Source organism: Abyssogena phaseoliformis symbiont OG214, from assembly GCF_016592595.1.
Classification (GTDB): domain Bacteria; phylum Pseudomonadota; class Gammaproteobacteria; order PS1; family Pseudothioglobaceae; genus Ruthia.
The window spans coordinates 1463304-1488430 of record NZ_AP012977.1 but is presented as its reverse complement, the minus strand read 5'-3'; the positions used below and the strand labels follow the sequence as shown (position 1 = coordinate 1488430).

The following is a 25127-nucleotide window of genomic DNA, read 5'->3' as shown; positions in this document are numbered from 1 at the left end:
ATTTTGTGAGTTTGATGGCGATAGATATTTTGGCAACGGACAACGGATGGCCAAAGGCACAATTAGGTATATTGTTAATAGCCGGTGTTTATTTTGCTATCAATGGTGTGGCTTTAGCAGCAATTTATGGCAGTATGATTAGCTTGTTAAATACAGGTTTAATTAATAGGCACACAAATAAGCAAACAAGACAATTAGGTATTAGCGCAGGAGCTAGCGTTGGTATGATGGCAGTGAGTGTTATTATGCGTATGGTTCTGTTGGTGGCATTGACTTTATTCGGCTTATTGATTTTAAAGTTATCACCGGAGGCGCTAATTATCGGCTTGGTTTTGGGACAGGTTGGTTTTTTAATAGATAAGGTTATAAATAAATAATGTCAGTGACAAATGAAGTTATAACTTCTGGTAGCTATATTAAGCACCATTTACAATATTTGACATATGGTCAATTTCCAGACGGACATTGGGGACTTGCGCACGCTGCAAGCGAAGCAAAAGAAATGGGCTTTTGGGCTTTTCATCTGGACACATTAAGTGTTTCCTTTGTATTAGGCGCTTTATTTTTAATCTTTTTTTACCGAGTGGGTAAAAAAATGACCTCCGACACCCCTTCAGGTGCGCAAAATTTTATTGAAAGTGTAATTGATTTTATTAACGAGAATGTTCGTGGTTCGTTTAATGGTCAAAACCCCATGGTTGCACCATTAGCACTCACTACTTTTATTTGGATTGTATTAATGAACACCATGGATTTAGTACCGGTCGATTGGTTGCCATATGTGGCACAGCAAATCGGTGTTTGGTTTGGTGCCGACCCGCATCACGTTTTCTTTAAGGTGGTGCCAACCACTGACCCAAATGCGACCCTTGGCATGTCAATTGGTATTTTCATTCTTATTATTTATTACAGCATCAAGGAAAAAGGCGTGGGCGGTTTTGCAGCAGAATTGACCTTTCATCCATTTGGTAAAATGATGTTGCCGTTTAATTTGTTCTTAGAAGGGGTGAACTTAATTGCCAAGCCTGTTTCGTTGGCATTGCGTTTATTTGGCAATATGTATGCAGGAGAGATGATTTTTATTCTCATCGCTTTATTGCCATTCTGGGTTCAGTGGAGTTTATCTTTGCCATGGGCAATTTTCCATATTTTGATTGTATTGTTACAGGCCTTTATTTTTATGACTTTGGTCATTGTGTATATGGATATGGCTCACCAAAAAAAGCATTAATTTTTTTATAAAATAGGAGTAAAAAATGGAACAAAGTATTTTATTTTTAGCAGGTTCAATTTTAATGGGCTTGGGTGCGCTAGGCGCAGCAGTGGGTATTGGTATTTTAGGTGCAAGGTTTTTAGAAGGAGCAGCGCGCCAGCCAGAGTTAATTCCAATGCTTAGAACGCAAATGTTTATTGTCATGGGTTTGGTGGATGCAGTACCAATGATTGCTGTTGGTATTTCAATGTATATTTTATTTGCGGTTGCAGGATAAAATAAAAAATGATTTAAAACGCAAGGGTTAAGCTATGAATATTAATTTGACGATGTTTGGGCAATTAATCATGTTTGCCATGTTTACTTGGTTTTGCATGAAATTTATTTGGCCGCCTATTGTGATGGCCATGGAAGAACGTAAAAAACGTATCGAAAGCGGTTTATTAGCGGCGGAACGTGGTCGCTCTGAGCAAGAAGAGGCACAAGCCAAAGTTCAAGAGATGATTAATCAATCTAAAGATCAGGCGGCTGAGATTATTGCAAATGCCACTCGTCAAGCATCAAATATGGTTGAAGATGCGAAAGACGTTGCTTTAAAAGAAGCGGGTAAAGTAAAAGAAAAAGCACAAGCACAGCTTGAACAAGATACAATTCAAACGCGTAATGAGTTAAAAAATCAAGTGTCTGATTTGGTTATGCAAGGTATTAGTGCGGTGCTTGCTAAGGAAGTTGATGCAAAAGTACACCAACAAATGTTGGGTAAATTGTCACAATCGCTGTCGTAATTAGTTATGGAATTAGCCGTCATCGCCAAACCTTATGCCAATGCAATTTTTGAATTGGCACAGCAAGACAAATCGTATTTGCAGTGGAAAATGGTTTTAGATGCAGGTGCACAATTGCTTGTTGATCAGCAGATGCATAGATTTATTGCTTCTCCCAATGTTTTAAAACAAGATAAATTAAGCACTATTAAGGCATTGCTCAAGTCAATATTGGCAAGAGGGTTAAGCGAGCATGAAGCGACATTTATTGGTGTGCTATTAGACAATAATCGCACCAACGCTTTGCCAAGTATCTCCACCTTGTTTGAAAGTTTGATGAATACAACAAGTGATGCCAAAATGTTTAATGTCATTAGCGCTTATCAATTAAGTGAGTCTGAAAAAAAGCAAATTGTGAGTGATTTGGCAAATCAATACAACAAAGTAGTAAGCATTGATACCACTATAGATAAAGACTTGGTAGGCGGCATTATCGTTAAAGACGGTGATAAAGTTATTGATATGTCAATCAAAGCTCAAGTGGATGAGTTAAGGTTGTGTTTATCAATAACACACTAAATTATTAAAATTTAAAGAGGAAAGACTATGCAATTAAACGCTCATGAAATTAGTGATTTAATTAAAAAGCAGATAGAAGGATTTGACTTTGCCGCTGAGGCGCGTACAGAAGGTAGTGTGGTTAGTGTGAGTGATGGCATTGTCCGTATTCATGGTTTGGCTGATGTACAATTTGGTGAGATGCTCGAATTCCCAAATAACACCTTTGGCATGGCACTTAACTTAGAGCAAGACAGTGTTGGTGCGGTTGTTCTGGGTGATTATTTGCATATTTCAGAAGGCGATGTTGTTAAATGTACCAATCGTCTGGTTGAAGTACCTGTTGGTGAGGCTATGCTAGGTCGAGTAGTTAATCCATTGGGCAAAGCCATTGATGGTAAAGGTGACATTGATGCTCAAGGTGTGCGACCATTAGAAATAATGGCACCTGGCGTGATTGATCGTAAATCGGTAGATCAGCCTATTCAAACAGGCATTAAAGCGATTGATGCGATGGTGCCAGTAGGTCGTGGTCAGCGTGAACTCATCATTGGCGATCGTCAAACAGGTAAAACAGCTATCACGATTGATGCGATTATCAATCAAAAAGACAGCGGTATTCGTTGTGTATATGTAGCTATTGGTCAAAAAGATTCATCAGTGGCGGCAGTTGTGCGTAAATTAGAAGAACACGGCGCATTGGCAAATACCATTATTGTGACTGCAGGTGCTGCATCAGCGCCAGCGCTACAATACATTGCACCTTATGCAGGATGTGCTATGGCTGAATACTTCCGCGATCGAGGTGAAGATGCACTGATTGTTTATGACGATTTAACCAAGCAAGCTTGGGCTTATCGTGAGGTTTCTTTATTGCTTAAACGCCCACCAGGGCGTGAGGCTTATCCAGGTGATGTATTCTATCTACATTCACGCTTGCTTGAGCGTGCCTCACGTGTCAATGCAGACTATGTAGAGAAGATGACTAATGGTGAAGTTAAGGGTAAAACAGGCTCTTTAACAGCATTGCCAATTATTGAAACGCAAGGCGGCGATGTGTCAGCATTCGTTCCTACCAACGTTATTTCAATTACGGATGGTCAAATTTTCTTAGAAACAGATTTATTTAATGCAGGTATCCGCCCAGCGATTAACGCAGGCTTGTCAGTATCACGTGTGGGTGGTGCAGCGCAGACTAATATTATTAAAAAACTAGGTGGCGGTATTCGTCTTGATTTGGCTCAATATCGTGAGTTGGCGGCTTTTGCACAATTTGCATCAGATCTTGATGCAGAAACTAAAGCGCAAATTGATCGTGGTCAGCGCGTGACAGAACTAATGAAGCAAAAGCAATACTCGCCCTTATCAATTGCCGAAATGGCAACCTCATTGTTTGCTGCCAATTCAGGCTCGTTAGATGATATTGAGACAAATAAAGTGGTTGATTTTGAATCGGCACTAATCACTTATATGAATGCAAACCAAGCATCATTGATGGATAAAATTAATGAAACAGGTGATTACAATGATGAAATTTCAAACGAACTACAAGCAGCAATTGATGACTTCAAGGCAAACCATACTTGGTAGAATGGGGTAGATAATGGCAGCTGGCAAGGAAATTAGAACACAAATTTCGAGTATTAAAAATACTCAGAAGATTACTTCGGCTATGGAAATGGTTGCAGCTTCTAAGATGAAAAAAGCGCAAGATAGAATGTTAGCGTCACGCCCTTATTGCGAAAAAATCTCCAATGTTATTGGTCATTTAGCCTATGCACATTCAGAATTTGAACATCCTTATATGAACAGTTCTGAAAAACTTCAGCGCATCGGCATTATTATTATTTCAAGCGATAGAGGTTTGTGTGGTGGTTTGAATACTAATTTGTTTAGGCATATGTTAAAACAAGTTGTTGAATACCAGGCCAAAGGCATTGAGGTTGATATCTGCACCATTGGCAAAAAAGCAACCTCATTTTTTAAAAATTCTGGCTTACATGTTAAATCTGTATTAACAGATTTAGGTGATGCACCTCATTTTGATGATTTGTTAGGCACGATTAAAGTTATGCTTAACGGGTTTGATGCAGGCGAAATTCAACAATTATCAGTGGCCTACAACAAATTTGAAAATACCATGATCCAAGCGCCCACAATTATGCAATTGGTGCCAATGGTAGCGGGTGAATCGGACAATGTGAATCACTATTGGGACTATATCTATGAGCCTGATGCACAAGAGGTTCTAAGTGCGTTATTAGTGCGTTATATTGAGGCTTTGGTTTATCAAGGCCTGGTTGAAAACATTGCCTGTGAGCAATCTTCGCGTATGGTTGCAATGAAAAGTGCAACTGATAATGCAGGTGATATGGTTAAAGAGTTAGAGTTGGTTTACAACAAGGCAAGGCAAGCGGCAATTACGCAAGAAATTTCTGAGATTGTTAGTGGCGCTGCTGCTGTTTAAAGTTTAAAAAAAGGAAAAGCAAAATGAGTACAGGAAAAATTACACAAATTATTGGTGCGGTTATCGATGTCGAATTCTCAGCAGACAGTATGCCAAAAATTTATGACGCCTTAAAAGTTTCAGAAACAGGCTTAACCTTAGAAGTTCAGCAACAGTTGGGCGACCACGTGGTGCGTGCAATTGCCATGGGTGGTTCTGAAGGCCTAAAAAGAGGCTTAGAAGTCACCAACACAGGAGAGCCTATTAAGGTACCTGTTGGCGTTAAGACATTAGGGCGTATTATGAATGTACTGGGCGAGCCGATTGATAATGCTGGCGACATTGGTCAAGAAGTCGATTGGGCTATTCACCGAAGTGCGCCTGCTTATCATGAACTAGCACCTGCAGCAGAATTATTAGAAACAGGCATTAAAGTTATTGATTTGATTTGCCCGTTTGCTAAAGGCGGTAAGGTTGGCTTGTTTGGCGGCGCTGGTGTTGGCAAAACCGTTAATATGATGGAATTAATTCGTAATATTGCGATTGAGCATTCTGGTTATTCAGTATTTGCTGGTGTGGGCGAGCGCACTCGTGAAGGTAATGATTTTTATCACGAAATGAAAGAGTCAAATGTACTTGATAAGGTGTCTTTGGTGTATGGGCAAATGAATGAGCCTCCAGGAAACAGGTTGCGTGTTGCCTTAACAGGACTAACCATGGCAGAATACTTTCGTGATGAAGGTCGTGATGTATTGTTGTTTATTGACAATATTTATCGTTATACACTTGCAGGTACGGAAGTGTCGGCACTATTAGGTCGTATGCCATCAGCAGTAGGCTATCAGCCAACATTAGCAAGTGAGATGGGCGCATTACAGGAGCGTATTACTTCAACTAAAAAAGGCTCAATTACCTCAATTCAGGCAGTGTATGTGCCTGCAGATGATTTAACCGACCCATCGCCAGCAACCACATTTGCTCATTTAGATGCAACGGTTGTATTATCACGTCAAGTAGCAGAATTAGGTATTTATCCTGCGGTAGACCCACTGGATTCTACTTCACGCCAACTAGACCCATTAATCGTGGGTGAAGAGCACTATAACGTGGCTCGTGGCGTACAAGGCGTATTACAACGCTACAAAGAATTAAAAGATATTATTGCGATTTTAGGTATGGATGAATTATCTGAAGAAGACAAGCGTTCAGTGTCTCGTGCTCGTAAAATTCAACGTTTTTTGTCTCAGCCATTTTTTGTGGCAGAAGTCTTCACTGGTGCACCAGGTAAGTATGTCTCACTTAAAGATACGATTTCTGGGTTTAAAGCTATTCTTGATGGTGAGATGGATGATTTTCCAGAGCAAGCCTTTTATATGGTAGGTTCGCTTGATGAGATTCGTGAAAAAGCTAAGGAGAGCGCATAAATGCCAACCATTCATGTTGATGTCGTTAGCGCAACAGAGTCTCTCTATTCAGGCGAGGCATTGCGTGTGTTTGCGCCTACATCCACAGGCGAATTAGGTATTTATCCAAAACATACAGCACTTTTGTCAACCTTAAAACCAGGTGAAGTTCGAGTAGAAACCGATAAAGGCATAGAATCCATTTATGTTTCTGGAGGCATCATAGAGGTTCAACCAGATGTCGTGACTATTTTTTCTGACACTGCAATTAGAGCAAGCGATTTAGACGAATCTAAGGCACTAGAAGCTAAACAGCGTGCGCAAGAGGCAATGGAAAATGCAACTGAGAGTCAAGATATTTCAGCAACACAGGCAGCACTTGCTGAGTCAATAGCACAATTGCAAATGATTAACAAAATGCGTGGTAAGAAAATTTAAGAACCATAATTCTTAATTAAAAAATACCACTAATCAAATTTTTTAGCTATAAGTAATTAATTTTTTTAAAGTTAACAATTCTGTTGTTAACTACTTCAATACCCTCTTTTTGGAGGCGTTTTATTTTGACTTTAATGTCTTCTGCAAAATCGCCTAAATCTCCATTTGACTTAACCACACGATGACAAGGCACTTCGGGTGCAAAAGGGTTTTTGTTCATTGCAGAACCAACTGCTCTATAGGCGTTGGGATGGTTGATGAGTTTGGCAAGGCCAGCGTAGGTAATAACCCTACCAGCAGGAACTTTATCTTTAAGAGTTTGGTAACATTTTTGTTGAAATGGAGTCATGTTAGATACTTTTCCATGGCTTTGTTAAAGGTATTTTGAGCTTTTAGTAATAAATCACAAACCTCTCTTACTGCGCCATGGCCGCCTATTTTTTCAGTCACAAAATAAGCATTTTCTTTAACCAGCTCATGGGCATTAGCAACGGCAATTGGTAGGCCAACTTTTATCATAACGGGTAAATCAATGATGTCATCGCCCATGTAAGCAACTTGTTCAGCTTGAAGTGATAGTTTTTTGATAAGATTATTAAAAGCAATAACCTTGTCATCTTGTCCTTGGTAAAAATGTTCAATACCTAAATTCCTCATTCGGTGTGCTACATTTTTAGAGTTTCTGGCACTAATAACAGCCACTTCAATACCGTTTTGTTTGAGTAGTTTAATCCCTAGCCCATCAAGTGAATTAAAGCGTTTAAGTTCTGTGCCTTCGTCAGAAAAATATAAGCCACCGTCTGTTAATACACCATCTGCATCAAAAATAATTAGTTTGATGTTTTCAGCTTGCAAGTAAAATTTATCAAGTAATTGCACGTAGTTTACTCCACTTAAAATAAGGCCCAGGATCTGTTTTTCTTATCGGAGAAATGTCACTATGACCCTTGATAGCGCTTATTGGATAATGAGATTTTAATAAATCTATCACTTTATTTAAGGCTTCATATTGTACCGATTCATACGGTGTATTGTCATCTCCTTGCAACTCGATGCCAATAGAAAAATCATTACAGACATGCTTGCCTTTATAGCTTGACTCACCTGCATGCCAAGCACGCTGATTAAAAGGTACGAATTGAATTATCATGCCGTTACGTTTAATCAACAGGTGCGTGGATACTTTCAGGTCTTTAATGGTTTTGAAATAAGGGTGCTGACTGGTATCAAGTTGATTGGTAAAAAAATCTTCAATATAGTGATTGTTGAATTTGCCAGGCGGTAGTGAAATATTATGAATAACAACCAAAGATATGGCTTGGTTGGGCCTTTTATTAAAGTTTGGTGAGCTGACTTGCTTGGCGTTTTCAAGTCGGTGGTTGTTAATCATCGCTCAATTATAACCCTAATTTAACCGGTTAAAGTAACGACCTCTGAGTAGCAACCTTGGATTGAGCGGATTGTCAATAAATTCAGAACGCTTGTGCAGGATGTTGTTGCACAATATGCCCTGATTAGCAGTCATAATATGGCTAAAGTGATATTCAGTGGTTGTACTTAAATGCACATCTAAAATGGTAATGGCTTGCTTAACTTCTTGGGCATCTAAAAATTCGATGTTTTTTTTTCTTTGCGTGTAGCGCATATAAAGTTGTGAGCTGGGTTCATCGATAAAAAAAATGGCCCCTATGGAGGTTTTACGCCTGACAACACCGTTCACAACGTGCTCGGGTATACTCATAGCTTGGGTGTGAGTAAGCGCCTTAGCAATATCTGGATTAGACTCCCTTAGTTGTAAATATACCATTTGCTGATCAATCCATTGGTTTTCTCCACCACGATTTGCAGGTGTGACACAAAACAAAGAAAAGGCACGTATGCGCTGCTCTATTGTATTGTAATAACCGTCTGTATGCCAGCCGATGGCTTTATCAGTGTAGGGAATAAATTCCGCCTGGTCTTTTTTAACGCTTTGGGTAATATGCGCTAAGCCCTGGTCTTGGACGTATAAATGTGGGTCATAACCTACCAATCCAAGCTGTTTATTAATGGCAAAAATGGCTTGCGGGTAGTTGTCTTGTTGCTCAATGTTAAACAAGGCAAAATTGTTTTGCTGGCACAAAAGCCTAACCCTGTCTTTTTCTGAGCGTGTGAGCTCAAAGGGATTACTGATTTCAATCAGACAGGTTTCAATCTTAGTATTTGCATTTGCTAGTTTGTTATCTCGCCAACGTTTGTATTCATCTAAATTGCTGAGAATGGACATAATAATTTTAGCCATTAATGCGTTTATCAATCACCCATTGTTGGGTGATTGATAAGATGTTGTTAACCACCCAATAAAGCACTAATCCAGACGGGAACCATAGGAAGAAAATGGTAAATACAAAAGGCAATGCCATCATAATTTTTGCCTGCATTGGGTCAGGTGGTGGCGGGTTTAGTTTTTGTTGAACAAACATTGAAACACCCATGATGAGTGGCAATATGTAGTAAGGGTCTTGGGCTGATAAATCGGTTAAATACCAAAATGGTGCTTGGCGTAATTCAACCATTTCTAATAGCACCCAGTAAAGTGAGATAAATACAGGAATTTGTACCAAGATGGGTAAACAACCAGAGGCAGGGTTGATTTTTTCCTTTTTATATAATTCCATGGTTTTTTGACCCAGTTTTTGTTTGTCATCACCATAGGTTTCTTTAAGTTTTGTTAATCTAGGGGCGAGCTGTCGCATACCTGCCATTGAGCGGTATGATTTTTCGCTGAGCTTGTAAAATGCCAATTTGATTAACAAAGTAAGGATGATAATAGAATAACCCCAAGAGTGAATCACTGAATAAATCCAGTTAAGCAACTCAGACAATGGCTTGGCAATAATAAACAACACGCCATAGTCAACAGTTTTGTCTAAACCCGGTGCAACATTGTTAATTTGCTCTTGCTCCTTAGGTCCAATATAAAGGCTACTGCTTGGTAGCGTGGCTGTTGCACCAGGCGCTATTGCTAGTTCTGGGTTGACAACGGTTAGTAAATACTCACCATTGATAATCTTTGATGAATAAGTATGTGTTTGGTTTGTATCTGGGATTGCAGCCACAAAAAAGTAATGCTCAATCATTGCTATCCAGCCGCCTTTGGAGGTGGCTTTTGGCTGGTCGCCAAAGTCTTCAAACTCTATTTTTTCATACACATCTTGGTCATCAAATCTTGCACCACCTGTATAGGTTGGCATCACCATGTTGGGCTGGTCAAGTGCATTGCGAACCAATTGTGTGTAACCAGTTATGTTTAATGTGTTGTTAGTGGTGTTGGTTACTTGGTAATCGATACCAACCACGTAGCTGTTTTTGTTAAAGTGATATCGCTTAGTGACTTTGATGCCATTCTCACTTTGCCAAGTAAAGGGCACGACCAAACTATTACCATCCATTTGATAGTGGCTATTTTTTGAACTAAATATTGAGTGGTGAGTAGGCATTTGTCCTTGCGGCAATAAACCACTTTGTGCTTGGAATATTTCACCAGTTTTATTACTGAGCAGTTGAAACTTTTGCTCAGAATTAATCTCTATTGGATAATCATTAAGCCATGCATTTTGGATAGTGCCACCTTTGTGACTAATTTCTAAGGTTAGTAAATCTGTTGTGACCGTTGTAAATGGGCCTTTATTTTTTGCAACAGCATTAGGAAGGTCTAATTCAGCATTACGATTTGTAGCACTGGGCACGTCTAGGTTCTGATTTGCTAAGGAGTCATTTATCGTGCCAGCACCTGTAATTTTGGTTTGACTGATTAAATTACCGTTTGCATCTACTGCATGTGTTACCTCCCACTTGTCCCACAAGAGAAAAACGCTTAAAAAAATAGCAATAATGAGAAAGAATTTTTGATTGTTCATAAGATTATTTATTAATTAAAGAGTAGTATTATTTTTTTGGTACGGGGTCAAACCCACCATCATGCCATGGATGGCACTTACCAATACGTTTTAAACTAAGACCAAGCCCCTTAAAAAAGCCATGCACTTGGATTGCGTCATAGGAATACTGTGAGCAAGTCGGCTGAAAACGACAATTAGAACCCAATAAGGGGCTAATAAATAGTTGATAAAATTTAATGGGCATTAAAAGTAAGTAACGCATTAATGGGTGGTTATTATTTTGAATAAATGTAGCAAGTCATCGATCATTATAGAGTTTTTAGCGGGTTTTGAATGCCTTGCCATCACCACAAATTCCCAATGATTTAAGTCATTTTGATGTGTTCTAAAGGTTTCGCGTGCAATTCTTTTGGCTCTATTTCTATTAACAGCTAATTTATGAACTTTTTTTGCAATGGCAAGCCCGAGGCGTGGTGTGGGCGTGTCAATCTTTCGTGCAATGATTTGCCAGTACCGCCCTTTGGCCATTTTTCCATGGTTAAAAATAGCTTTATACTCAAAGGGTTTTAAAACTCTTAAGTTGCGTGTTAGCCTAAGGGACACTTAAATTAGCTAAGCTGCTAAACGCTTACGCCCTTTTTTTCTACGCGCATTAATAATAGCACGACCTAATTTGGTGCTCATTCTTGATCTGAAACCGTGTGTACGTTTACGTTTGATAACACTCGGTTGAAAGGTTCTTTTTTGCTTCATAAAGAAATACCTTAAGATAAAATCTTGCAATTTTACCATAATTTAATTTTACAGTCTTATGTTTGTTGTCTTGTTAAGGCTTTAGTGTTTTAATATTGTATCGTTTTTTATACACATGTTTAAAAAATACTACAATAGCCAATTTGTGGATTAAAGTAAGAGCTTTAAGTGGATATTGTTTATTGGTTAATGTTGTTAAAGGTGCCCTATCTTGGGGTAAAAACGTTTTGAATCGCCACAGCAAGTATTTGAAGCATCTGATGAGCAGCGCAAGCAATCGGGCTTATTTAGAAAAGAAATGTTAACATTTTTACAACAAGCGGATAAAGCACTGGTACAGGCAGATACTGATTGGACAAAAAATGAAAACTGCCACGTTCTAACCTTAATTGATGAAAAATATCCTGAACAATTAAAAACCATTTCAGATCTACCACCACTGCTTTATGTCAGAGGTGATGTTGGATGCTTGTCAAAACCACAACTGGCCATTGTTGGTAGCAGAAATCTAACATCAGGTGGTGCCCATACCTTTGCGTTTGAATTATCCAAGTTGGGCATGGCAAGTGGTATTGATGCCAAGGCACATATTGGTGCTTTAGATGCAGATGCGCAAACGATTGCAGTTTGTGGTATGGGCTTGATAGAATTTATCCAGTAAAGCATAAATCTTTGGCGCATCAAATTTCAATGTGCGGTGCACTTATTTCAGAGTTTCCCATTGGCACTTTAGTGGTGGAGGCAATCGGCACACCATGATTACTGCAAAATTAGCCGCTGAACAAGGCAAGGAAGTGTTTGCAAAACCCAGTTTAATTCATAACCCATTATCAAAGGGCTGTCATCAACTTATTAAGCAAGGCGCTAAATTAACTGACAATATTGAAGACATATTATCTGAGCTACCCAAGGGTTTGGGTTTGTCAGTTCCATTTAAAAAAAGTCTGTTGATATAAAAAATGTAGATAAAACAGACGCTATGCTATTAAAATATCTGAGTTATAATGTGGTGACGGTTGATAAGCTGGTTGAAAAAACCAACCTTAGCCCACAGATAATTATCCAAGCGCTTTTGCTGCTTGAGCTTGAAAATAAAGTTGCTAAAATTGCAGGGCCAGGCTACGTACTAACTAAGTGAGATTTTTATGACAAATAATATTCTTGACGTTCTAACCTATATGTTTGATTATCTTTTTGAAGAGGCAGGGCAAGACTCTACCTATGAAATTGATGATACCGAGTTAAAAGCACCCCTTTCAGATATCGGATTTGATACAATGCGCCTTGATAAGGTGCTTAGTTGGCTAGGAAACATCGCCACCATTCAAGACGACTTATCAAGGCAGTATGCGCATTTATACTGAGGCTGAAAAAATAAAACTTAGTGCCAAATCCAGAGGGTTTTTATTGTTTATGGAAAACATTGGCCAATTGGATGCCAATCAACGCGAGATGATTATTGATCAAATCATGTCATTAGGTGATACCAGTATTTCTTTAGAAGGTCTTAAATGGGTGGTAATGATGGTATTAGGCAATAGTGTCGATGGTGAAACGTCAGCGCAATGGCTAGAATCTATCGTGTTTCTTGATGACAATCACACCATTCAATAATGGCAAAAAATCTTGTTATTGTTGAGTCCCCTGCCAAAGCCAAAACCATTGAAAAGTTTTTAGGTAAGGACTTTAGCGTTAAATCTAGTATCGGTCACATCCGTGATATGCCTAAGAAAAACATGGGTATTGACATTGAAAACAATTTTACCCCCACCTATGAAATTACCACAGATAAGAAAAAAGTAGTCGCTGATTTGTGCAAGGCCGTAAAAGTCGCAGAAAAAGTCTACCTTGCAACGGACGAGGATCGCGAAGGTGAAGCTATTGCTTGGCATTTACTAGAAGCACTCAATTTGCCCAAAGACACCCCAAGAATTGTCTTTCATGAGATTACCAAAAGTGCCATTACTAACGCCATTGTTAAGCCTAGAACGGTTGATTATCAGTTGGTAGATGCTCAACAAGCGCGTCGCGTTATTGACAGATTAGTAGGTTTTGAAATATCGCCTGTTCTATGGCGCAAGATTTCAGGCGCGCGTTCCGCTGGCAGGGTGCAATCCCCGGTGATGCGCCTCGTGGTCGAAAGAGAGCGAGAAATTAGCCAACATATTACCAATTCTACTTACAAAGTCAAAGCAGAGTTAGTGAGTGGAGGCGGCAAAGTATTTGAGGTTAAACTGAGCAAGGAGTTTGAATCTAAAGAGCAAGCATTGGCCTTTGCTAATGCACTTTTATCGGCTAATTTAACCGTTGCATCAACTGATAAAAAGTCCTCTAAACGCTCATCTAAGCCCCCCTTTATCACCTCAACCTTGCAACAAGAAGCCTCTCAAAAATTAGGCTTTTCAGTTAAGCAAACCATGACTTTGGCACAAAATTTGTACCGTGAAGGCTCTATTACTTATATGCGAACTGATTCATTTACGCTGTCAGAAACAACAATTGAGGCAGCCGGTCAAGTCATTGCAAAAGGATTTGGCAGTGACTATCACCACATAAGACGATATAAAACCAAAGATACGGGCGCACAAGAAGCGCACGAGGCAATTCGCCCAACCGATTTAACCAAGCCCAGTATTTTTGGTATTGAAGATCAAGCCGCCAAATTATATAGCCTGATTTACAAACGCACATTGGCTTGCCAAATGAGCGATGCCCAACTACAAAAAACCCAAATAAAAATCAATATTTCAGGACTTGATGAAAAATTCATAGCCAATGGCGAAATATTGACATTTCCAGGGTTTCTAAGAGTTTATGATTATCTGTCATCAGAGAATAAATTACTACCTGATTTAAACAAAGGTGATGCGCTGGGTTTAGCTAGTTTTAAAGCTAGAGAGAGTTTTTCAAGAGCCAAGCCTCGCTATACCGAAGCCTCACTGGTGAAAAAAATTGAAGAAATGGGCATCGGTAGACCTTCAACATTCGCCACTATGGTATCGACAGTGCAAGACAGAAATTACGTTACAAAAGAGACCAGAGAGGGTGTTGAACGTGCGTATCAATTAGTTGAAATCAAAGATAATCAAGTCATTCAATCACAACCAAACGAGGTAACAGGCGCTGAAAAAAACAAACTGTTCCCAACCAATGTTGCCTATTTACTTACTGATTTTTTAGTCAAATATTTTGACAACATTATTGATTATAAATTCACTGCTAAACTTGAAAGTGATTTTGACACCATTGCCACACAAAATGTTCCATGGCAAGGCGTGGTTAAAAACTTTTACACCCCTTTTCATCAAAAAATAGAAGATGCTGCTGACATTTCCAGAGAAGAAACCCATGGCATGCGCGAACTTGGCACCGATCCAAAAAGTGGTAAACCCGTCAGTGTGCGCTTTGGCAGATACGGTGCTTTCGCCCAAATCGGCCATAAAGACGACGAAGACAAACCAGCCTTTGCCTCACTCAGGGGTTCATTAGACATTGAGAGCATCGCTCTTGATGAGGCTTTAGAATTATTCAATATGCCCCGCACCGTTGGCGAAACTGATAATTTTGGCACCATCAAAGCTAACTATGGTCGCTTTGGTCCCTATATCCAATATGGCAAGAAATACGCCTCACTCAAAGAAGATACCCCAGAAGAAGTCAGTCTAGAAAAAGCACTAGAACTCATTAAAGCTAAAGAAAAATTCGACGCCGAACGCATCATCAAAACCTTTGATGACTCCGACATCCAAGTCCTCAACGGTCGTTTTGGCCCCTACATCTGGAACGGCAAGAAAAAAGGAAAAGGCCAAAAAAATATCACCATCAAAAAAGTCTTCGGCGATAAAGCCCCCGCCGACCTAACTCTTGAAGAATGCAAAAAAGCGGTTGCTGGTAAAATAAAAGCCAAAGTCAAGCCCAAAAAGAAGATAGTTAAGAAAAAAGTTACTATAAAGGTAGATCCAGTGCCAAGTATTTAATTAAAATTAAAAATACTTTGCGTCTTTTAGTTTTTAACTATGAATTATGCCAACCTCTAAAAATACCTTTCAACCCCAAGCCAAGCTATTTTTAAAATGGGCAGGCTGGAAAAGAGGGTTAATAACACAATTATTTGCCAAATTTCCCATTGATTTTAATAACTATCATGAGCTATTTTTAGGTGGTGGTGCGGTATTTTTTGAACTTTATTCAAGGGGAACGTTAAAAGGTACACCTTTCTGATATAAATTCAGAACTTATTAATGCTTATAATGTGGTTAAAAAATAACCCTAAAAATCTAATAACTGAACTAGAATATTATAAAAACAGCCACAATAAAGAGTTTTTTTATCAAACTAGAGGACTAGACAGGCGGGATATTTTTCAAACACTGACAGAATTAGTGAGAGCTGCACGATTTATTTACCTTAATAAGACTTGTTTTAACGGACTTTACCGTGTCAACTCAAAAGGTTATTTTAAATACACCAATAGGCAGTTATAAAAATCCAAATATTGCTGACAAAGAAGCAATTTTAAATGCCGTCATTACTAACCAATCGTTTGATAAGACAATAGACAATGCGAACTCAAATGATTTTATTTACTTTGATCCGCCTTATTATCCACTGACAGAAACTGCCAATTTTACTGCTTACGATAAAAATGCTTTTTTAGATGAAAAACAAAAACAGTTATTTGACACGTTTAAAAAACTACATCAAAAAAAATATACAGTTATGAAAAGCAATTCTGATACAAGTTTTATTAAAAATTTATATCAAGAATACGTGATTGACTTTGTACAATAAAATCGTTTTATAAACAGCAAGAGCAGCGGTTGCAACAAAATTAATGAAATTTTAATAAGGTGCTAATATGAATTGTGACGGCTTAAAAAACGATTTTAAATTAGTTAATAAAGTAGATTTTTTTTGTCCAAATAAATACTGGAGATTGGGAGAAAGACAGAAGAAACATTAGAGATGAAGTTATTGAGTTATTTAAATCTGAAGAGACAGGGGTAGGCACAAAAGAAAAATCTGTAAGAGTTAAATATTACGTAGAGAAAACACATAATAATGAAATTGTATATTTACAATGATCTGCCTACTTAAACAAAGGTTTTGATTTTACTGTTAATGTCAAAAAATACAAATTCAAAGTACCAATAGAAAAGAACCCTAAAAGAGAAACAACAACCCCAAGACATGAGACAGCGTGTATTTAGAATTACAAGCCATTAATTAGTAAAATAAAGAACACTCTGTTTTATAATGGGTGAGGCTGTAGAGAAAATTTACAATTGTGAAGATCCTGGTGAAATTTTAAAAGATGGAAAGTTTGCACTATTAAAAAATTGCTACATTGGCAGCGTTGAATATGAAACATTATTAAAGGCCATAAAATGGCTATTTATAGAGCAAGACATAACTTATTGGAGTTTTTCTGGAAGGGCGATGTTTAAAAATAAGATAGATGAAAACGTACGATTTTGATGATTTAAAAACTACATTCCAAGACTCAATATTTACATGGAGTTATTTCACAGACTTTAGCAAGGTCAAATTAAATGTTGCAAAAGTCGATGTGGAGCTTAATATTTTAAATAGTTTGATTGGGAAAGACGATATAGAAAATGAGTTTATATTACTGATAAAACAATATCCAAACATCAGGAAGGCATTACCGCTTTTAATCGCTACTAGAAAAAATAAACTTCAAGATACACCGATTGTTTCAGATGTGGGTGGATTATTCTCTGAGAATAAGTCGTATATTTTCTATAACACTATTGATGAAAAAATTAAAAAAAGAGTTGTTGATCATTTTTAACGAAAGCGGTTTAAAAGAAATTTTTATAAATAAACACGTTAAAAACTTAGTAGGTTATTGTTTTAGCGTAGAGGTTAGTTTTGATGCCAATGCAAGGAAGAATAGAACGGGCAAATTAATGGAGGGCATTGTATCTTAATATTTGCAAGATTTTTGTAGTGAAAATAACAACTTTAGTTACATAGAGTAAGCAACACAAACAAGCATTAAAGCAATGTTTGATTATGAAATTAGAATTGATAAAAATAATCGTCGATTTGATTTTGCCTTATATGACGAATAGAATAGAAAATTACATCTAATTGAAGTCAATTATTATGGCGGTGGCGGCGGATTTAAATTAAAAGCAACTGTGGGTGAATATCAAGCATTGAATGATTTTGTTAAATCACAAGGTGTAAATTTTATTTGTATTACTGATGGCAAGGGATGGTTGACAGCGTTCAACCCTTTGGAAGAAACTTTTAATCACAATGATCGTGTTACTAATTTAAATATGCTAAAAAACAATGCTTTAAAAGGTATTTGTGTTTAATTTTATATCTTTTGTATATTATTTTATTTATAATAATAAAAATTAGGTTTCAATCATGTTTGAAAAAGATATTAAGATTGAATTGATAAAAAAGAGACATGAAACCCTAGTGAAGTTTATAAGGCATTAGGACTTGAAAGGGCGCATTTTTATCAAGCAATCAAAAGCTATAATCTAAATAACAAGACTTTAAAAAAGATTTTGGATTATTTAGAGCTGGAAATATTTGTTACTTTGAAACATAAAGATTGCCTGAACTACACCAAAAAATAAAAAAACTTAATCCTTCAAATTTTGAACAGGAATGTGCCACAGTATGGAGTTTTCCTCAGCGTGGGAATTGGGCAACCCATAAAAGCACATATAGGGGGATTGGGCACCAGAAGTTGTTAGGAATTTAATTTTAAGGTATTCAAAACAAGGTGATTATTTACTTGACCCTATGATTGGTGGCGGTACAATTACTGTAGAGTGCAAACTATTAAATAGGAATTTGTTAGCACTTGATATAAATCCAAATTACAGAAACTGCACTTGATTTTGAGAGTGAATTTAATCCAACTATAAGAACAAAAATTAACGATAGTAGGGATTTGTCTATGTTGAAGGACGGTAGTATCGACCTTATCCTTAACCACCCACCCTATGTAGATATTATCAAATATTCTGATAAGAAAATAGAACAAGATTTGTCTAATATTCATGATTTAGATGTGTTTTGTTGTGAGATGAAAAAAGTTTCAAAAGAATTTTATCGGGTATTGAAGCGTGGCAAATATTGCGCTATTTTAATTGGCGATACTAGGCGTAATAAGATGTATCAGCCTTTGGCGTTTAAGGTCATGCAAAGATTTTTTAATACTGGGTTTGAATTAAAAGAAGATTTTATTAAACATCAGCATAATTGCAAGGTAACTGGCTTTTGGGTTAATAAAAGTAAAGATTATAATTTTTTGTTAATTAAGCATGAACATTTGTTTGTATTTAAGAAAGTATAATGGTTTTGAAAAATAATTAAAAGGAGCGTATTATGTATGATTATCAAATTGTTTGTTTGAATGGTGCTGTAGAACGACAGATGAAGAAATCACAGATGCAACAGTAATTCACCCAATAAGCAAGGCGTGTGAAGTTTTTATTGAGAAATTTTGCCAAGAAAATAGTATAGTGTGTTTAGGCGGTGTTGCGTTTGGCGAAGGTTTATTGAGAAATTTAATTTATGTATTAGAAGAAAATTGGACATTCTTTAGTGATACATATACTGATCAATTAGAGCCTATGACATGCTGAATTAAAAAAACACTATACAATTAAAGTTTTTACGTATTTTGATCAAGGTTGAGCATAAAGATGTTGATGTGAATGTGCGGTAAAATGCTAGATTTTTGCAACTAAAAGATTATGTTATTGTTAAGCGAAGTGATTATTGCCAATCCGCAAGTGGAAAATTTTGAGGCGTTGGTTGCGGTTTTGAAACAGGTATCTAAGGGATCTGATGAGCGGTTTTTTAGGATGGATGTGAAGCCTGATTATACGGATGTGCCTGATAATTGGGAGGACCGCTTAGAGGCAGCCTTTTATTAGGAAATAGCTGATGGGAAAATACTTAAATAAAGAGCAGATTTTTGATGCTGAAGGCGGTGAAGATTTATATGCCAATGAAGAGCAGCTCCAGTCCAGGCTGGATTTTTTTGAAAAACAAATCCAAGCACAAACTGTGGATACGCCTGTTGAGGAGCAAATTAAGAATTTATTAGAGATTGGCAGAATTCAAGTTGAGCGTTATAAGGGTTCAGATGCTTGGGAAAAGGCATTTAGTGCCTTTGATATTGCAAGGGATAATGAGCTTTGGGAGCTGGCAGTTGAGGCCTGTGATGTGATGTTTTTATCCGAAGGACCGGATGCTTTGAAGGCGTTAGGTCATGCGTTGTGGTTAGGTGTGACTTTTCCAATTGACCCAGAATTGACTGTTGCAATGCTACAACATTTGGTTGAGGAGTCGCCAAAAGAGGCAGATACCCGTGCTATCGCTGCTGCAACGGCGTATTATATTACCTCTATGCGTTGTGGCGTGGATGATGATTTAACTTTTTTTGCTTCACAAATGATGGCATCTGTTGCGGATGAGCATTCGCATGTGACTGATCAGTCAACTTTTGATTTATGGCGTAAAACCTTACAACTAGACAAACCAGAAGTGTTTTTGAAAAAACTTTCAGGCGCTGTTGACCAATTAGTGGCGGATGATTGGTGGGTTGATAGAGATAAGATTAAAGCAAAATTAGACGCTGAGGGCAAGTAATGAAGATTAAGGTTTGTGGATTTACCAATGCAGATAATGCCAATCAAGCTGCTATGCTTGGTATTGATGCAATTGGTTTGGTATTTTATGACAAATCCCCGCGCTGTGTTGATATAGGGACTGCGATTGATATTGTAAGTGGATTGCCACCCTTTGTAAGTCGTGTGGGCTTGTTTGTGAATGCGGACGCTCACTTTATTAATGAAGTATTGTGCGAAGTACCACTGGATACTTTGCAATTTCATGGCGATGAGCCAGCACATCAGTGCGCTCAATATGCCATGCCGTTTATTAAGGCGCTGCGTGTGAATGCGCAGACTAATATCACCAAAATGTCAGATGAGTATCATCAGGCTAGTGGTTTGTTATTAGATGCGTTTAACAAAGATATTTATGGTGGTACAGGTGAGTATTTTGATTGGCACCTGGCTAAGGTTGATATTAACCTGCCTATTATTTTAGCGGGCGGGCTTAACTCTAATACGGTAGCTGATGCTATTAACCAAGTACACCCTTATGCAGTTGATGTGTCAAGTGGTGTTGAAAGTGAAAATGGTATTAAAGACATTAATAAGATTAAGAAATTTATTCAAAAAGCAAATCTATGAGTAATTACAATTTACCAGATGATAAAGGACATTTTGAGCAATATGGCGGTGTTTTCATTGCAGAAACACTCATGATAGCTGTTACTGAGCTCAAAGATGCTTATGCTAAATATAAAGACGATAAGGATTTTATTCATGAGTTTGAACAGGATTTAAAGCATTATGTAGGTCGTGAAACACCACTTTACCATGCACAAAATTTAAGTAAGAAGTTGGATGGTGCCCAAATTTACCTTAAACGTGAAGATTTAAATCATACGGGTGCGCATAAAATTAATAACACCATCGGCCAAGCGCTACTTGCTAAGCGTATGGGTAAAATACGCATCATTGCTGAAACAGGCGCAGGTCAGCATGGCGTGGCAACGGCAACGGTTGCAGCACGTTTGGGGCTAGAATGCGTGGTTTATATGGGCGAGGTGGATATGGCTCGCCAAGCACTCAATGTGTTTCGTATGAAGTTGTTAGGTGCCAGGGTTATTCCAGTTACTTCAGGTTCAAAAACACTCAAAGACTCACTTAATGAAGCGATGCGCGACTGGGTGACGAATATTGATGATACGTTTTATATTATTGGTACAGTCGCAGGTCCGCACCCTTACCCAATGATGGTGCGAGATTTTCAAAGTATTATTGGCAAAGAAGCAAAGGCGCAATTTGCTGCACAAGTGGGTGGCTTGCCCGATGCTTTAGTGGCTTGTGTGGGTGGCGGTTCAAATGCGATTGGTTTGTTCCATACATTTATTGATGACGCCTCAGTTGAAATCTATGGTGTTGAGGCGGCAGGATATGGCTTAGAAAAAGGCCCAACTGCACATGCCGCTCCACTTTGTGCAGGCAGTGTGGGTGTGTTGCATGGCAATCGCACTTATTTAATGGAAGATGAGAATGGGCAAATTATTGAAGGACATTCGATCTCAGCAGGTTTGGACTATCCTGGTGTTGGTCCAGAACATGCATATTTAAAAGACAGTGGTCGTGCACAGTACGTGGCAATCACTGATGAAGAGGCATTAAAGGCGTTTCATACACTTACCAAAGTTGAAGGTATTTTGCCAGCGTTAGAGTCTTCTCATGCGGTGGCTTATGGCATTAAACTTGCAAAAGAATTGGGTAAGGATAAAAATATTATTATTAACCTTTCAGGTCGTGGTGATAAAGATATCCATACCATTGCACAAATTGAAGGTATTGAGTTTTAATGAATAGGACTCAAAAAACTCAGAATACACCCTCTAAGCAGATTGTTTTGGCGGCATTAATTTATATCTTTTTTTCAAATACCATGCCATTTGTTAAGGATATTATAGAGGGTGATAGTCTCATGCACTTGCTACACGAAGGTGTTATTGCAATCTATATTTTGTTTGGCGTGAAATTGTGATTAATAGCCATTACATGTAGGATTTGCAACAAGCAAACAAGGATATAAAAACCTATTCCAAACAAGTTAAAATTTTTAAGAATGAGTTATTTAAAGTTCTAAAAATTCAATTTAAAGAACGGTCTTTAAGTAAATCTGAACAAGAAGTGGCATTGCTGTTATTAAAAGGCTTGAGTTTTGAAGAAATCAGCTAAATAAGAGGCACTAAGGAAAAAATGATACGGCAGCAAGCCCCAACTATTTATCAAAAATCTAACTCAAAAGGTCGGCATGAACTAGCAGCCTATTTTCTTGAAGATTTGTTTTAAAGAAATGGCGTAGATGCAAACTGCTCTAATCATTATATCGTATTTTAGTAGAAATTAGCATTAGGTATGCGTATCTGATCGTCATCATAATTACCTTTTGAGGCTTTTTTATGGCATACTTCATAGTTTGAGAGCGTCCCTACTTCTGGCTGGGTAATCAGTCTTTGGGGTATATCGCTATGTTTTCTACGCATGTAAGGTGTTTTTAATATGCTCAATGGTGCATCATCATATGATAGAGACTTCATGATTTTTCACGAACGTTTAAACGAAGAATTATCAATCATATAGCTAAGTAGTTGTTTTCTTATCTGCTGTTCATCAAATACGATATCTTCACCAAAGTGGTCTTGTAATGATGAGTTACTCATCATTTTTTGCCAAGATCTGGCTGGTAATAATCCGGGTTGATAAGGAGAATGACAGGTACCACATTCTTCTAAATATAACGAATTTTCAACTGGAGCAACATCTGGTTCTTTACCAAAAAAATTACTAAAAATATTATCTGCTCGGCTATAAAGCGAATAAAAAGATATGGTAAATAATGACGTAATTGTTAAGTGTTTTTAAAACATAATTTTCTCCTTAGCTTTTTCTAATAAATTCTATGAAATTAACTTTTTCTACTGCTGCACATTCTCATTTATAGGTAAATTTGTAGTTTCTTTTTAGCCACTTGTTTATTTTTTTTGGTATCGGTTAACCTTTTTTTGATTAATTTTTGGCGACATGGGTTTAATCAATTTTTTAGTTCTTACATGGGCGCCATTTTTTTTAAGGTCGTTAGTATAGCAACTTGTGCAACTTTTATTGGGCATTAGCTCTCTTTTCCAAAACAACGCCCCTTGGGTTGTATTTATTGTTGCAATGTCAATGCCCCATGAGCGATACAATTGGTTGAAATCTATTGTTTCAGAATGGATATTAAAGGCGTATAAAGGCAATATAGCTATGTATTTATATATCTTCATTATTAAAAAAATGTAATTTTCCAGTAACCATCATTATTGGAAGGTTTGCTTTGTAAATATAACTTGAGTAAACAACACCAGAAATGTGAAATCCAATTGCAATCAATAAAATATATGACAAGAGAAGGTGTATTTCTTTGATGATGAAGGCTTGTGAGTCGCTAATATAAGTTGTAAGTAATAAAAAGATGCCTTCTAATTCAAACAAAGATTGTATTAATAAGCCACTTATTATTACTGCCATAAGTATAATTATCATTTATTAAAATTATTGTATTGCCAGCAGGATTGTGAGGTTTGGACTTTATTGGTGTTAGATTAGATGGTTTAAGCAGATAATTGAATATTGATTTTGGGTTGTATAGATAATGATGCCATAATGCATTTTTATCACCCATAAAGCCCCAAACGATTCTTGCTAGTACAAAACTGGTTAATAAATAGCCCGAGATAATATGTATTGCACCACCTTCATTATTGTTATTGCCCGTAATGAAAAGAGTAACAAATAAAACAACTAGAAACCAATGAAAGATTCTAATCATAATATTGATATCGGTGTTATTAGAGTGCATGATATTTATCACATTGTTGTAAAACTTGAATGAATGATAACCAATTAAATATGGTTTTATATTGGGTAAAGGTCTTGTTGTGAAGGTTTTTATACGTACGTCTAATAAAAAAAGACGAGTGACTTCGTGAGAGTATTGTTATTTCAAATCAGGGTTTTATTTAGAGTTGTGTTGGTTTTTTTCTTAGCCACCGTAATAATATCAATAGTTAGAGTAGTAACAATGGGACGGTTGACAAAAATAGCACAACTCCCTAGTCAAAATTGAACACAAACCAGCCTGCTGATGGCGAAGCCATAGCTTGCATATTAAAAATTAGAAAGTCATTGACAGGTTGTACTTTACATTTTTCAAGATTATTATAAGCATGTGGTAATAAACTGGTGCTACCGATAAATAAAAAGTTCCAGCCAAGCCCTAAGAGGATTAACGCCATCCAGTAATTATTTAAACTATGGCTGGTATAGCTAATTACGATACAGACTAAATATAGCATGATGCCGATTATCATCATTTTGCTAAGCCCAAATAATTCGACAATCATTGGGGTAAATAAAGACGGTAGAAACATGGCAATAACGTGTGATTGAATAACAAATTTAGTTTGTGTCAATGAAAAGCCATCAATAACATACATACTCATTGGTGAGGCAGTCATAACAACGTAACCTGCTGCAGCACTGGACACGGCAACGATAAATACGGGCTGTTTGATAATAATTTTTAAACCTCTGCCTGATTGCTTTTGTTTGATTTTAGGCGCGTGGTTTGCTTGATAAAACCACAGTAATAAGAACGTAAGTACAAAACAGGTGCTGAGTAGTAAAAATGAGCCGATAAAGGCGGCATCAAACCAATCCTTGCCTAAAATCGCAAGTTCTGGTCCTAAAAAAGCAGAAACCAAACCACCAATAAGTACAACCGAGGTTGCTGTTGCACTAAGATTTTTATCAACACCTTCAATAGGAGTAAATCTAAATTGATTTATGGTTGCTGTGGTGGCACCAAATAAAAAAGTGGCTAGGCAAATAAATAAAACGATTTTATTTGTAAGGCGGTGATGGCAAGTGCAATGATAGCGATTGTATAGACACAAATACCCAAAAAAGTACGCCTTCTGCCAATTTTAGACATGATGTAGACAACAGGAATGATACTAGCAGAGTACCT

The 25127-nt window shown here is 37.4% G+C and carries 37 protein-coding genes and 4 pseudogenes; 29 read left to right on the top strand and 12 right to left on the bottom strand.

Annotation, left to right across the window (positions count from 1 at the left end; translation table 11 throughout):
* Nucleotides 1–14 precede the first annotated feature (14 nt).
* The 9 genes from CVPH_RS09485 to CVPH_RS09445 are packed head-to-tail and all read left to right on the top strand — an operon-like array spanning nt 15 to nt 6822.
* Complete coding sequence (locus tag CVPH_RS09485) at nt 15–377, top strand: ATP synthase subunit I (protein ID WP_225879713.1); 363 nt, start codon at nt 15–17, stop codon at nt 375–377.
* Nucleotides 377–1231, top strand: coding sequence for a F0F1 ATP synthase subunit A (atpB, locus tag CVPH_RS09480; RefSeq protein ID WP_201341464.1), 855 nt, complete (start codon nt 377–379; stop codon nt 1229–1231). Before CVPH_RS09485 ends, atpB begins: the two co-directional genes overlap by 1 nt.
* A 25-nt stretch (nt 1232–1256) precedes the next feature.
* Nucleotides 1257–1490 (top strand): F0F1 ATP synthase subunit C, encoded by a 234-nt coding sequence (atpE, locus tag CVPH_RS09475; RefSeq protein ID WP_011738379.1) that lies wholly within the window; start codon nt 1257–1259, stop codon nt 1488–1490.
* A gap of 34 nt (nt 1491–1524) precedes the next feature.
* Nucleotides 1525–1998 carry a F0F1 ATP synthase subunit B gene (locus tag CVPH_RS09470; protein WP_201341463.1) on the top strand — a complete coding sequence of 158 codons (474 nt, stop codon included), beginning with the start codon at nt 1525–1527 and terminating at the stop codon, nt 1996–1998.
* 6 nt (nt 1999–2004) lie between these two features.
* Nucleotides 2005–2556 carry a F0F1 ATP synthase subunit delta gene (locus CVPH_RS09465; protein WP_201341462.1) on the top strand — a complete coding sequence of 184 codons (552 nt, stop codon included), beginning with the start codon at nt 2005–2007 and terminating at the stop codon, nt 2554–2556.
* A gap of 27 nt (nt 2557–2583) precedes the next feature.
* Nucleotides 2584–4125: a F0F1 ATP synthase subunit alpha gene (gene atpA, locus CVPH_RS09460; RefSeq protein WP_201341461.1), complete on the top strand. Its 1542-nt coding sequence runs from the start codon at nt 2584–2586 to the stop codon at nt 4123–4125.
* 13 nt (nt 4126–4138) lie between these two features.
* Nucleotides 4139–5002 carry a F0F1 ATP synthase subunit gamma gene (atpG, locus tag CVPH_RS09455; protein WP_201341460.1) on the top strand — a complete coding sequence of 288 codons (864 nt, stop codon included), beginning with the start codon at nt 4139–4141 and terminating at the stop codon, nt 5000–5002.
* A 23-nt stretch (nt 5003–5025) separates the two neighbouring features.
* On the top strand, nt 5026–6405 hold the full coding sequence (atpD, locus tag CVPH_RS09450) for a F0F1 ATP synthase subunit beta (protein WP_201341459.1): 1380 nt from the start codon (nt 5026–5028) through the stop codon (nt 6403–6405).
* Entirely contained in the window at nt 6406–6822 is a 417-nt protein-coding gene (locus CVPH_RS09445) for a F0F1 ATP synthase subunit epsilon (RefSeq protein ID WP_201341458.1), read from the top strand. It begins immediately after the preceding gene.
* 46 nt (nt 6823–6868) lie between these two features.
* Here the strand turns inward: CVPH_RS09445 and CVPH_RS09440 are convergent, their stop codons facing one another.
* Genes CVPH_RS09440 through rpmH form a run of 8 tightly spaced genes read right to left on the bottom strand, consistent with a single transcriptional unit; the run spans nt 6869 to nt 11456 of the window.
* Nucleotides 6869–7171, bottom strand: coding sequence for an MGMT family protein (locus CVPH_RS09440; RefSeq protein WP_201341457.1), 303 nt, complete (start codon nt 7169–7171; stop codon nt 6869–6871).
* The gene (kdsC, locus tag CVPH_RS09435) at nt 7168–7701 is read right to left on the bottom strand and encodes a 3-deoxy-manno-octulosonate-8-phosphatase KdsC (RefSeq protein WP_201341456.1); all 534 of its coding nucleotides are present in this window, start codon (nt 7699–7701) and stop codon (nt 7168–7170) included. The genes CVPH_RS09440 and kdsC overlap by 4 nt, the downstream gene beginning before the upstream one ends.
* Complete coding sequence (gene ampD / locus CVPH_RS09430) at nt 7688–8212, bottom strand: 1,6-anhydro-N-acetylmuramyl-L-alanine amidase AmpD (protein WP_201341455.1); 525 nt, start codon at nt 8210–8212, stop codon at nt 7688–7690. The genes kdsC and ampD overlap by 14 nt, the downstream gene beginning before the upstream one ends.
* A 15-nt stretch (nt 8213–8227) precedes the next feature.
* On the bottom strand, nt 8228–9103 hold the full coding sequence (locus CVPH_RS09425; RefSeq protein ID WP_225879712.1) for a TauD/TfdA family dioxygenase: 876 nt from the start codon (nt 9101–9103) through the stop codon (nt 8228–8230).
* Nucleotides 9096–10721 carry a membrane protein insertase YidC gene (gene yidC / locus CVPH_RS09420; RefSeq protein ID WP_201341454.1) on the bottom strand — a complete coding sequence of 542 codons (1626 nt, stop codon included), beginning with the start codon at nt 10719–10721 and terminating at the stop codon, nt 9096–9098. Before yidC ends, CVPH_RS09425 begins: the two co-directional genes overlap by 8 nt.
* Nucleotides 10722–10749: 28 nt before the next feature.
* Nucleotides 10750–10965 (bottom strand): membrane protein insertion efficiency factor YidD, encoded by a 216-nt coding sequence (yidD, locus tag CVPH_RS09415; RefSeq protein WP_201341453.1) that lies wholly within the window; start codon nt 10963–10965, stop codon nt 10750–10752.
* The gene (gene rnpA, locus CVPH_RS09410; protein WP_201341452.1) at nt 10965–11306 is read right to left on the bottom strand and encodes a ribonuclease P protein component; all 342 of its coding nucleotides are present in this window, start codon (nt 11304–11306) and stop codon (nt 10965–10967) included. The genes yidD and rnpA overlap by 1 nt, the downstream gene beginning before the upstream one ends.
* Nucleotides 11307–11315: 9 nt before the next feature.
* Nucleotides 11316–11456: a 50S ribosomal protein L34 gene (gene rpmH, locus CVPH_RS09405; protein ID WP_201341451.1), complete on the bottom strand. Its 141-nt coding sequence runs from the start codon at nt 11454–11456 to the stop codon at nt 11316–11318.
* 298 nt (nt 11457–11754) lie between these two features.
* Between rpmH and CVPH_RS10400 the strand changes: the two genes are divergently transcribed.
* The 20 genes and pseudogenes from CVPH_RS10400 to CVPH_RS11335 all read left to right on the top strand — a co-directional run.
* Entirely contained in the window at nt 11755–12117 is a 363-nt protein-coding gene (locus tag CVPH_RS10400) for a DNA-processing protein DprA (RefSeq protein ID WP_225879711.1), read from the top strand.
* A 94-nt stretch (nt 12118–12211) separates the two neighbouring features.
* The gene (locus CVPH_RS10395; RefSeq protein ID WP_225879710.1) at nt 12212–12412 is read left to right on the top strand and encodes a DNA-processing protein DprA; all 201 of its coding nucleotides are present in this window, start codon (nt 12212–12214) and stop codon (nt 12410–12412) included.
* Nucleotides 12409–12594 carry a DprA-like winged helix domain-containing protein gene (locus CVPH_RS09395; RefSeq protein WP_281064683.1) on the top strand — a complete coding sequence of 62 codons (186 nt, stop codon included), beginning with the start codon at nt 12409–12411 and terminating at the stop codon, nt 12592–12594. The genes CVPH_RS10395 and CVPH_RS09395 overlap by 4 nt, the downstream gene beginning before the upstream one ends.
* Before the next feature lie 7 nt (nt 12595–12601).
* Nucleotides 12602–13070, top strand: a pseudogene (locus tag CVPH_RS09390) (Smg family protein).
* The gene (topA, locus tag CVPH_RS09385; RefSeq protein WP_201341449.1) at nt 13070–15433 is read left to right on the top strand and encodes a type I DNA topoisomerase; all 2364 of its coding nucleotides are present in this window, start codon (nt 13070–13072) and stop codon (nt 15431–15433) included. Before CVPH_RS09390 ends, topA begins: the two are co-directional and overlap by 1 nt.
* 46 nt (nt 15434–15479) lie before the next feature.
* Nucleotides 15480–15677, top strand: coding sequence for a DNA adenine methylase (locus tag CVPH_RS10890; protein WP_281064644.1), 198 nt, complete (start codon nt 15480–15482; stop codon nt 15675–15677).
* A gap of 20 nt (nt 15678–15697) precedes the next feature.
* Nucleotides 15698–15940 (top strand): DNA adenine methylase, encoded by a 243-nt coding sequence (locus CVPH_RS10885; RefSeq protein WP_342590436.1) that lies wholly within the window; start codon nt 15698–15700, stop codon nt 15938–15940.
* The gene (locus CVPH_RS10575; RefSeq protein ID WP_245396168.1) at nt 15894–16247 is read left to right on the top strand and encodes a DNA adenine methylase; all 354 of its coding nucleotides are present in this window, start codon (nt 15894–15896) and stop codon (nt 16245–16247) included. Before CVPH_RS10885 ends, CVPH_RS10575 begins: the two co-directional genes overlap by 47 nt.
* A 465-nt stretch (nt 16248–16712) precedes the next feature.
* Complete coding sequence (locus CVPH_RS09375) at nt 16713–16934, top strand: hypothetical protein (RefSeq protein WP_201341448.1); 222 nt, start codon at nt 16713–16715, stop codon at nt 16932–16934.
* Complete coding sequence (locus tag CVPH_RS09370; RefSeq protein WP_201341447.1) at nt 16915–17271, top strand: DpnII family type II restriction endonuclease; 357 nt, start codon at nt 16915–16917, stop codon at nt 17269–17271. Before CVPH_RS09375 ends, CVPH_RS09370 begins: the two co-directional genes overlap by 20 nt.
* Nucleotides 17180–17410 (top strand): DpnII family type II restriction endonuclease, encoded by a 231-nt coding sequence (locus CVPH_RS11340; RefSeq protein ID WP_425353118.1) that lies wholly within the window; start codon nt 17180–17182, stop codon nt 17408–17410. Before CVPH_RS09370 ends, CVPH_RS11340 begins: the two co-directional genes overlap by 92 nt.
* Before the next feature lie 162 nt (nt 17411–17572).
* Entirely contained in the window at nt 17573–17806 is a 234-nt protein-coding gene (locus CVPH_RS09360) for a DpnII family type II restriction endonuclease (RefSeq protein WP_201342472.1), read from the top strand.
* 248 nt (nt 17807–18054) lie between these two features.
* A pseudogene (locus CVPH_RS09355) lies at nt 18055–18804 on the top strand (TRM11 family SAM-dependent methyltransferase).
* 52 nt (nt 18805–18856) lie between these two features.
* Nucleotides 18857–19096 (top strand): hypothetical protein, encoded by a 240-nt coding sequence (locus CVPH_RS09350; protein ID WP_201341445.1) that lies wholly within the window; start codon nt 18857–18859, stop codon nt 19094–19096.
* 111 nt (nt 19097–19207) lie between these two features.
* Entirely contained in the window at nt 19208–19390 is a 183-nt protein-coding gene (locus CVPH_RS09345) for a sulfur relay protein DsrC (protein ID WP_201341444.1), read from the top strand.
* A gap of 10 nt (nt 19391–19400) precedes the next feature.
* Nucleotides 19401–20108, top strand: a complete 708-nt coding sequence (locus CVPH_RS09340) for a hypothetical protein (RefSeq protein ID WP_201341443.1) — start codon at nt 19401–19403, stop codon at nt 20106–20108.
* The gene (locus tag CVPH_RS09335) at nt 20108–20716 is read left to right on the top strand and encodes a phosphoribosylanthranilate isomerase (protein ID WP_201341442.1); all 609 of its coding nucleotides are present in this window, start codon (nt 20108–20110) and stop codon (nt 20714–20716) included. Before CVPH_RS09340 ends, CVPH_RS09335 begins: the two co-directional genes overlap by 1 nt.
* Entirely contained in the window at nt 20713–21918 is a 1206-nt protein-coding gene (trpB, locus tag CVPH_RS09330) for a tryptophan synthase subunit beta (RefSeq protein WP_201341441.1), read from the top strand. The genes CVPH_RS09335 and trpB overlap by 4 nt, the downstream gene beginning before the upstream one ends.
* On the top strand, nt 21918–22100 hold the full coding sequence (locus CVPH_RS09325) for a hypothetical protein (protein WP_201341440.1): 183 nt from the start codon (nt 21918–21920) through the stop codon (nt 22098–22100). The genes trpB and CVPH_RS09325 overlap by 1 nt, the downstream gene beginning before the upstream one ends.
* 125 nt (nt 22101–22225) lie before the next feature.
* Nucleotides 22226–22408: pseudogene (locus tag CVPH_RS11335) on the top strand (helix-turn-helix transcriptional regulator); the annotation flags it as partial.
* Nucleotides 22409–22452: 44 nt separating this feature from the next.
* Here the strand turns inward: CVPH_RS11335 and CVPH_RS10385 are convergent.
* The 4 genes and pseudogenes from CVPH_RS10385 to CVPH_RS09295 form a co-directional block, all read right to left on the bottom strand.
* Nucleotides 22453–22911 (bottom strand): annotated as a pseudogene (locus CVPH_RS10385) (diheme cytochrome c).
* A gap of 180 nt (nt 22912–23091) precedes the next feature.
* Entirely contained in the window at nt 23092–23382 is a 291-nt protein-coding gene (locus tag CVPH_RS11330) for a DUF1924 domain-containing protein (protein ID WP_201341438.1), read from the bottom strand.
* Between the two features lie 200 nt (nt 23383–23582).
* The gene (locus tag CVPH_RS09300) at nt 23583–23927 is read right to left on the bottom strand and encodes a cytochrome b/b6 domain-containing protein (RefSeq protein WP_225879708.1); all 345 of its coding nucleotides are present in this window, start codon (nt 23925–23927) and stop codon (nt 23583–23585) included.
* Nucleotides 23928–24210: 283 nt separating this feature from the next.
* Nucleotides 24211–25053 carry an MFS transporter gene (locus CVPH_RS09295; RefSeq protein ID WP_225879707.1) on the bottom strand — a complete coding sequence of 281 codons (843 nt, stop codon included), beginning with the start codon at nt 25051–25053 and terminating at the stop codon, nt 24211–24213.
* Nucleotides 25054–25127 lie beyond the last annotated feature (74 nt).

Excerpts from the sequence above, each read along its gene's own strand:
- CVPH_RS09485 (WP_225879713.1), top strand. The coding sequence starts at position 15 with ATGGCGATAGATATTTTGGCAACGGACAACGGATGGCCAAAGGCACAA.
- atpB (WP_201341464.1), top strand. The coding sequence starts at position 377 with ATGTCAGTGACAAATGAAGTTATAACTTCTGGTAGCTATATTAAGCAC.
- atpE (WP_011738379.1), top strand. The coding sequence starts at position 1,257 with ATGGAACAAAGTATTTTATTTTTAGCAGGTTCAATTTTAATGGGCTTG.
- CVPH_RS09470 (WP_201341463.1), top strand. The coding sequence starts at position 1,525 with ATGAATATTAATTTGACGATGTTTGGGCAATTAATCATGTTTGCCATG.
- CVPH_RS09465 (WP_201341462.1), top strand. The coding sequence starts at position 2,005 with ATGGAATTAGCCGTCATCGCCAAACCTTATGCCAATGCAATTTTTGAA.
- atpA (WP_201341461.1), top strand. The coding sequence starts at position 2,584 with ATGCAATTAAACGCTCATGAAATTAGTGATTTAATTAAAAAGCAGATA.
- atpG (WP_201341460.1), top strand. The coding sequence starts at position 4,139 with ATGGCAGCTGGCAAGGAAATTAGAACACAAATTTCGAGTATTAAAAAT.
- atpD (WP_201341459.1), top strand. The coding sequence starts at position 5,026 with ATGAGTACAGGAAAAATTACACAAATTATTGGTGCGGTTATCGATGTC.
- CVPH_RS09445 (WP_201341458.1), top strand. The coding sequence starts at position 6,406 with ATGCCAACCATTCATGTTGATGTCGTTAGCGCAACAGAGTCTCTCTAT.
- CVPH_RS09440 (WP_201341457.1), bottom strand. The coding sequence starts at position 7,171 with ATGACTCCATTTCAACAAAAATGTTACCAAACTCTTAAAGATAAAGTT.
- ampD (WP_201341455.1), bottom strand. The coding sequence starts at position 8,212 with ATGATTAACAACCACCGACTTGAAAACGCCAAGCAAGTCAGCTCACCA.
- CVPH_RS09425 (WP_225879712.1), bottom strand. The coding sequence starts at position 9,103 with ATGGCTAAAATTATTATGTCCATTCTCAGCAATTTAGATGAATACAAA.
- yidC (WP_201341454.1), bottom strand. The coding sequence starts at position 10,721 with ATGAACAATCAAAAATTCTTTCTCATTATTGCTATTTTTTTAAGCGTT.
- yidD (WP_201341453.1), bottom strand. The coding sequence starts at position 10,965 with ATGCGTTACTTACTTTTAATGCCCATTAAATTTTATCAACTATTTATT.
- rpmH (WP_201341451.1), bottom strand. The coding sequence starts at position 11,456 with ATGAAGCAAAAAAGAACCTTTCAACCGAGTGTTATCAAACGTAAACGT.
- CVPH_RS10400 (WP_225879711.1), top strand. The coding sequence starts at position 11,755 with ATGTTAACATTTTTACAACAAGCGGATAAAGCACTGGTACAGGCAGAT.
- CVPH_RS10395 (WP_225879710.1), top strand. The coding sequence starts at position 12,212 with ATGATTACTGCAAAATTAGCCGCTGAACAAGGCAAGGAAGTGTTTGCA.
- topA (WP_201341449.1), top strand. The coding sequence starts at position 13,070 with ATGGCAAAAAATCTTGTTATTGTTGAGTCCCCTGCCAAAGCCAAAACC.
- CVPH_RS10890 (WP_281064644.1), top strand. The coding sequence starts at position 15,480 with ATGCCAACCTCTAAAAATACCTTTCAACCCCAAGCCAAGCTATTTTTA.
- CVPH_RS10885 (WP_342590436.1), top strand. The coding sequence starts at position 15,698 with ATGCTTATAATGTGGTTAAAAAATAACCCTAAAAATCTAATAACTGAA.
- CVPH_RS09375 (WP_201341448.1), top strand. The coding sequence starts at position 16,713 with ATGGGTGAGGCTGTAGAGAAAATTTACAATTGTGAAGATCCTGGTGAA.
- CVPH_RS09370 (WP_201341447.1), top strand. The coding sequence starts at position 16,915 with ATGAAAACGTACGATTTTGATGATTTAAAAACTACATTCCAAGACTCA.
- CVPH_RS11340 (WP_425353118.1), top strand. The coding sequence starts at position 17,180 with ATGTGGGTGGATTATTCTCTGAGAATAAGTCGTATATTTTCTATAACA.
- CVPH_RS09345 (WP_201341444.1), top strand. The coding sequence starts at position 19,208 with ATGTTATTGTTAAGCGAAGTGATTATTGCCAATCCGCAAGTGGAAAAT.
- CVPH_RS09340 (WP_201341443.1), top strand. The coding sequence starts at position 19,401 with ATGGGAAAATACTTAAATAAAGAGCAGATTTTTGATGCTGAAGGCGGT.
- CVPH_RS09335 (WP_201341442.1), top strand. The coding sequence starts at position 20,108 with ATGAAGATTAAGGTTTGTGGATTTACCAATGCAGATAATGCCAATCAA.
- trpB (WP_201341441.1), top strand. The coding sequence starts at position 20,713 with ATGAGTAATTACAATTTACCAGATGATAAAGGACATTTTGAGCAATAT.
- CVPH_RS09325 (WP_201341440.1), top strand. The coding sequence starts at position 21,918 with ATGAATAGGACTCAAAAAACTCAGAATACACCCTCTAAGCAGATTGTT.
- CVPH_RS11330 (WP_201341438.1), bottom strand. The coding sequence starts at position 23,382 with ATGAAGATATATAAATACATAGCTATATTGCCTTTATACGCCTTTAAT.
- CVPH_RS09300 (WP_225879708.1), bottom strand. The coding sequence starts at position 23,927 with ATGATTAGAATCTTTCATTGGTTTCTAGTTGTTTTATTTGTTACTCTT.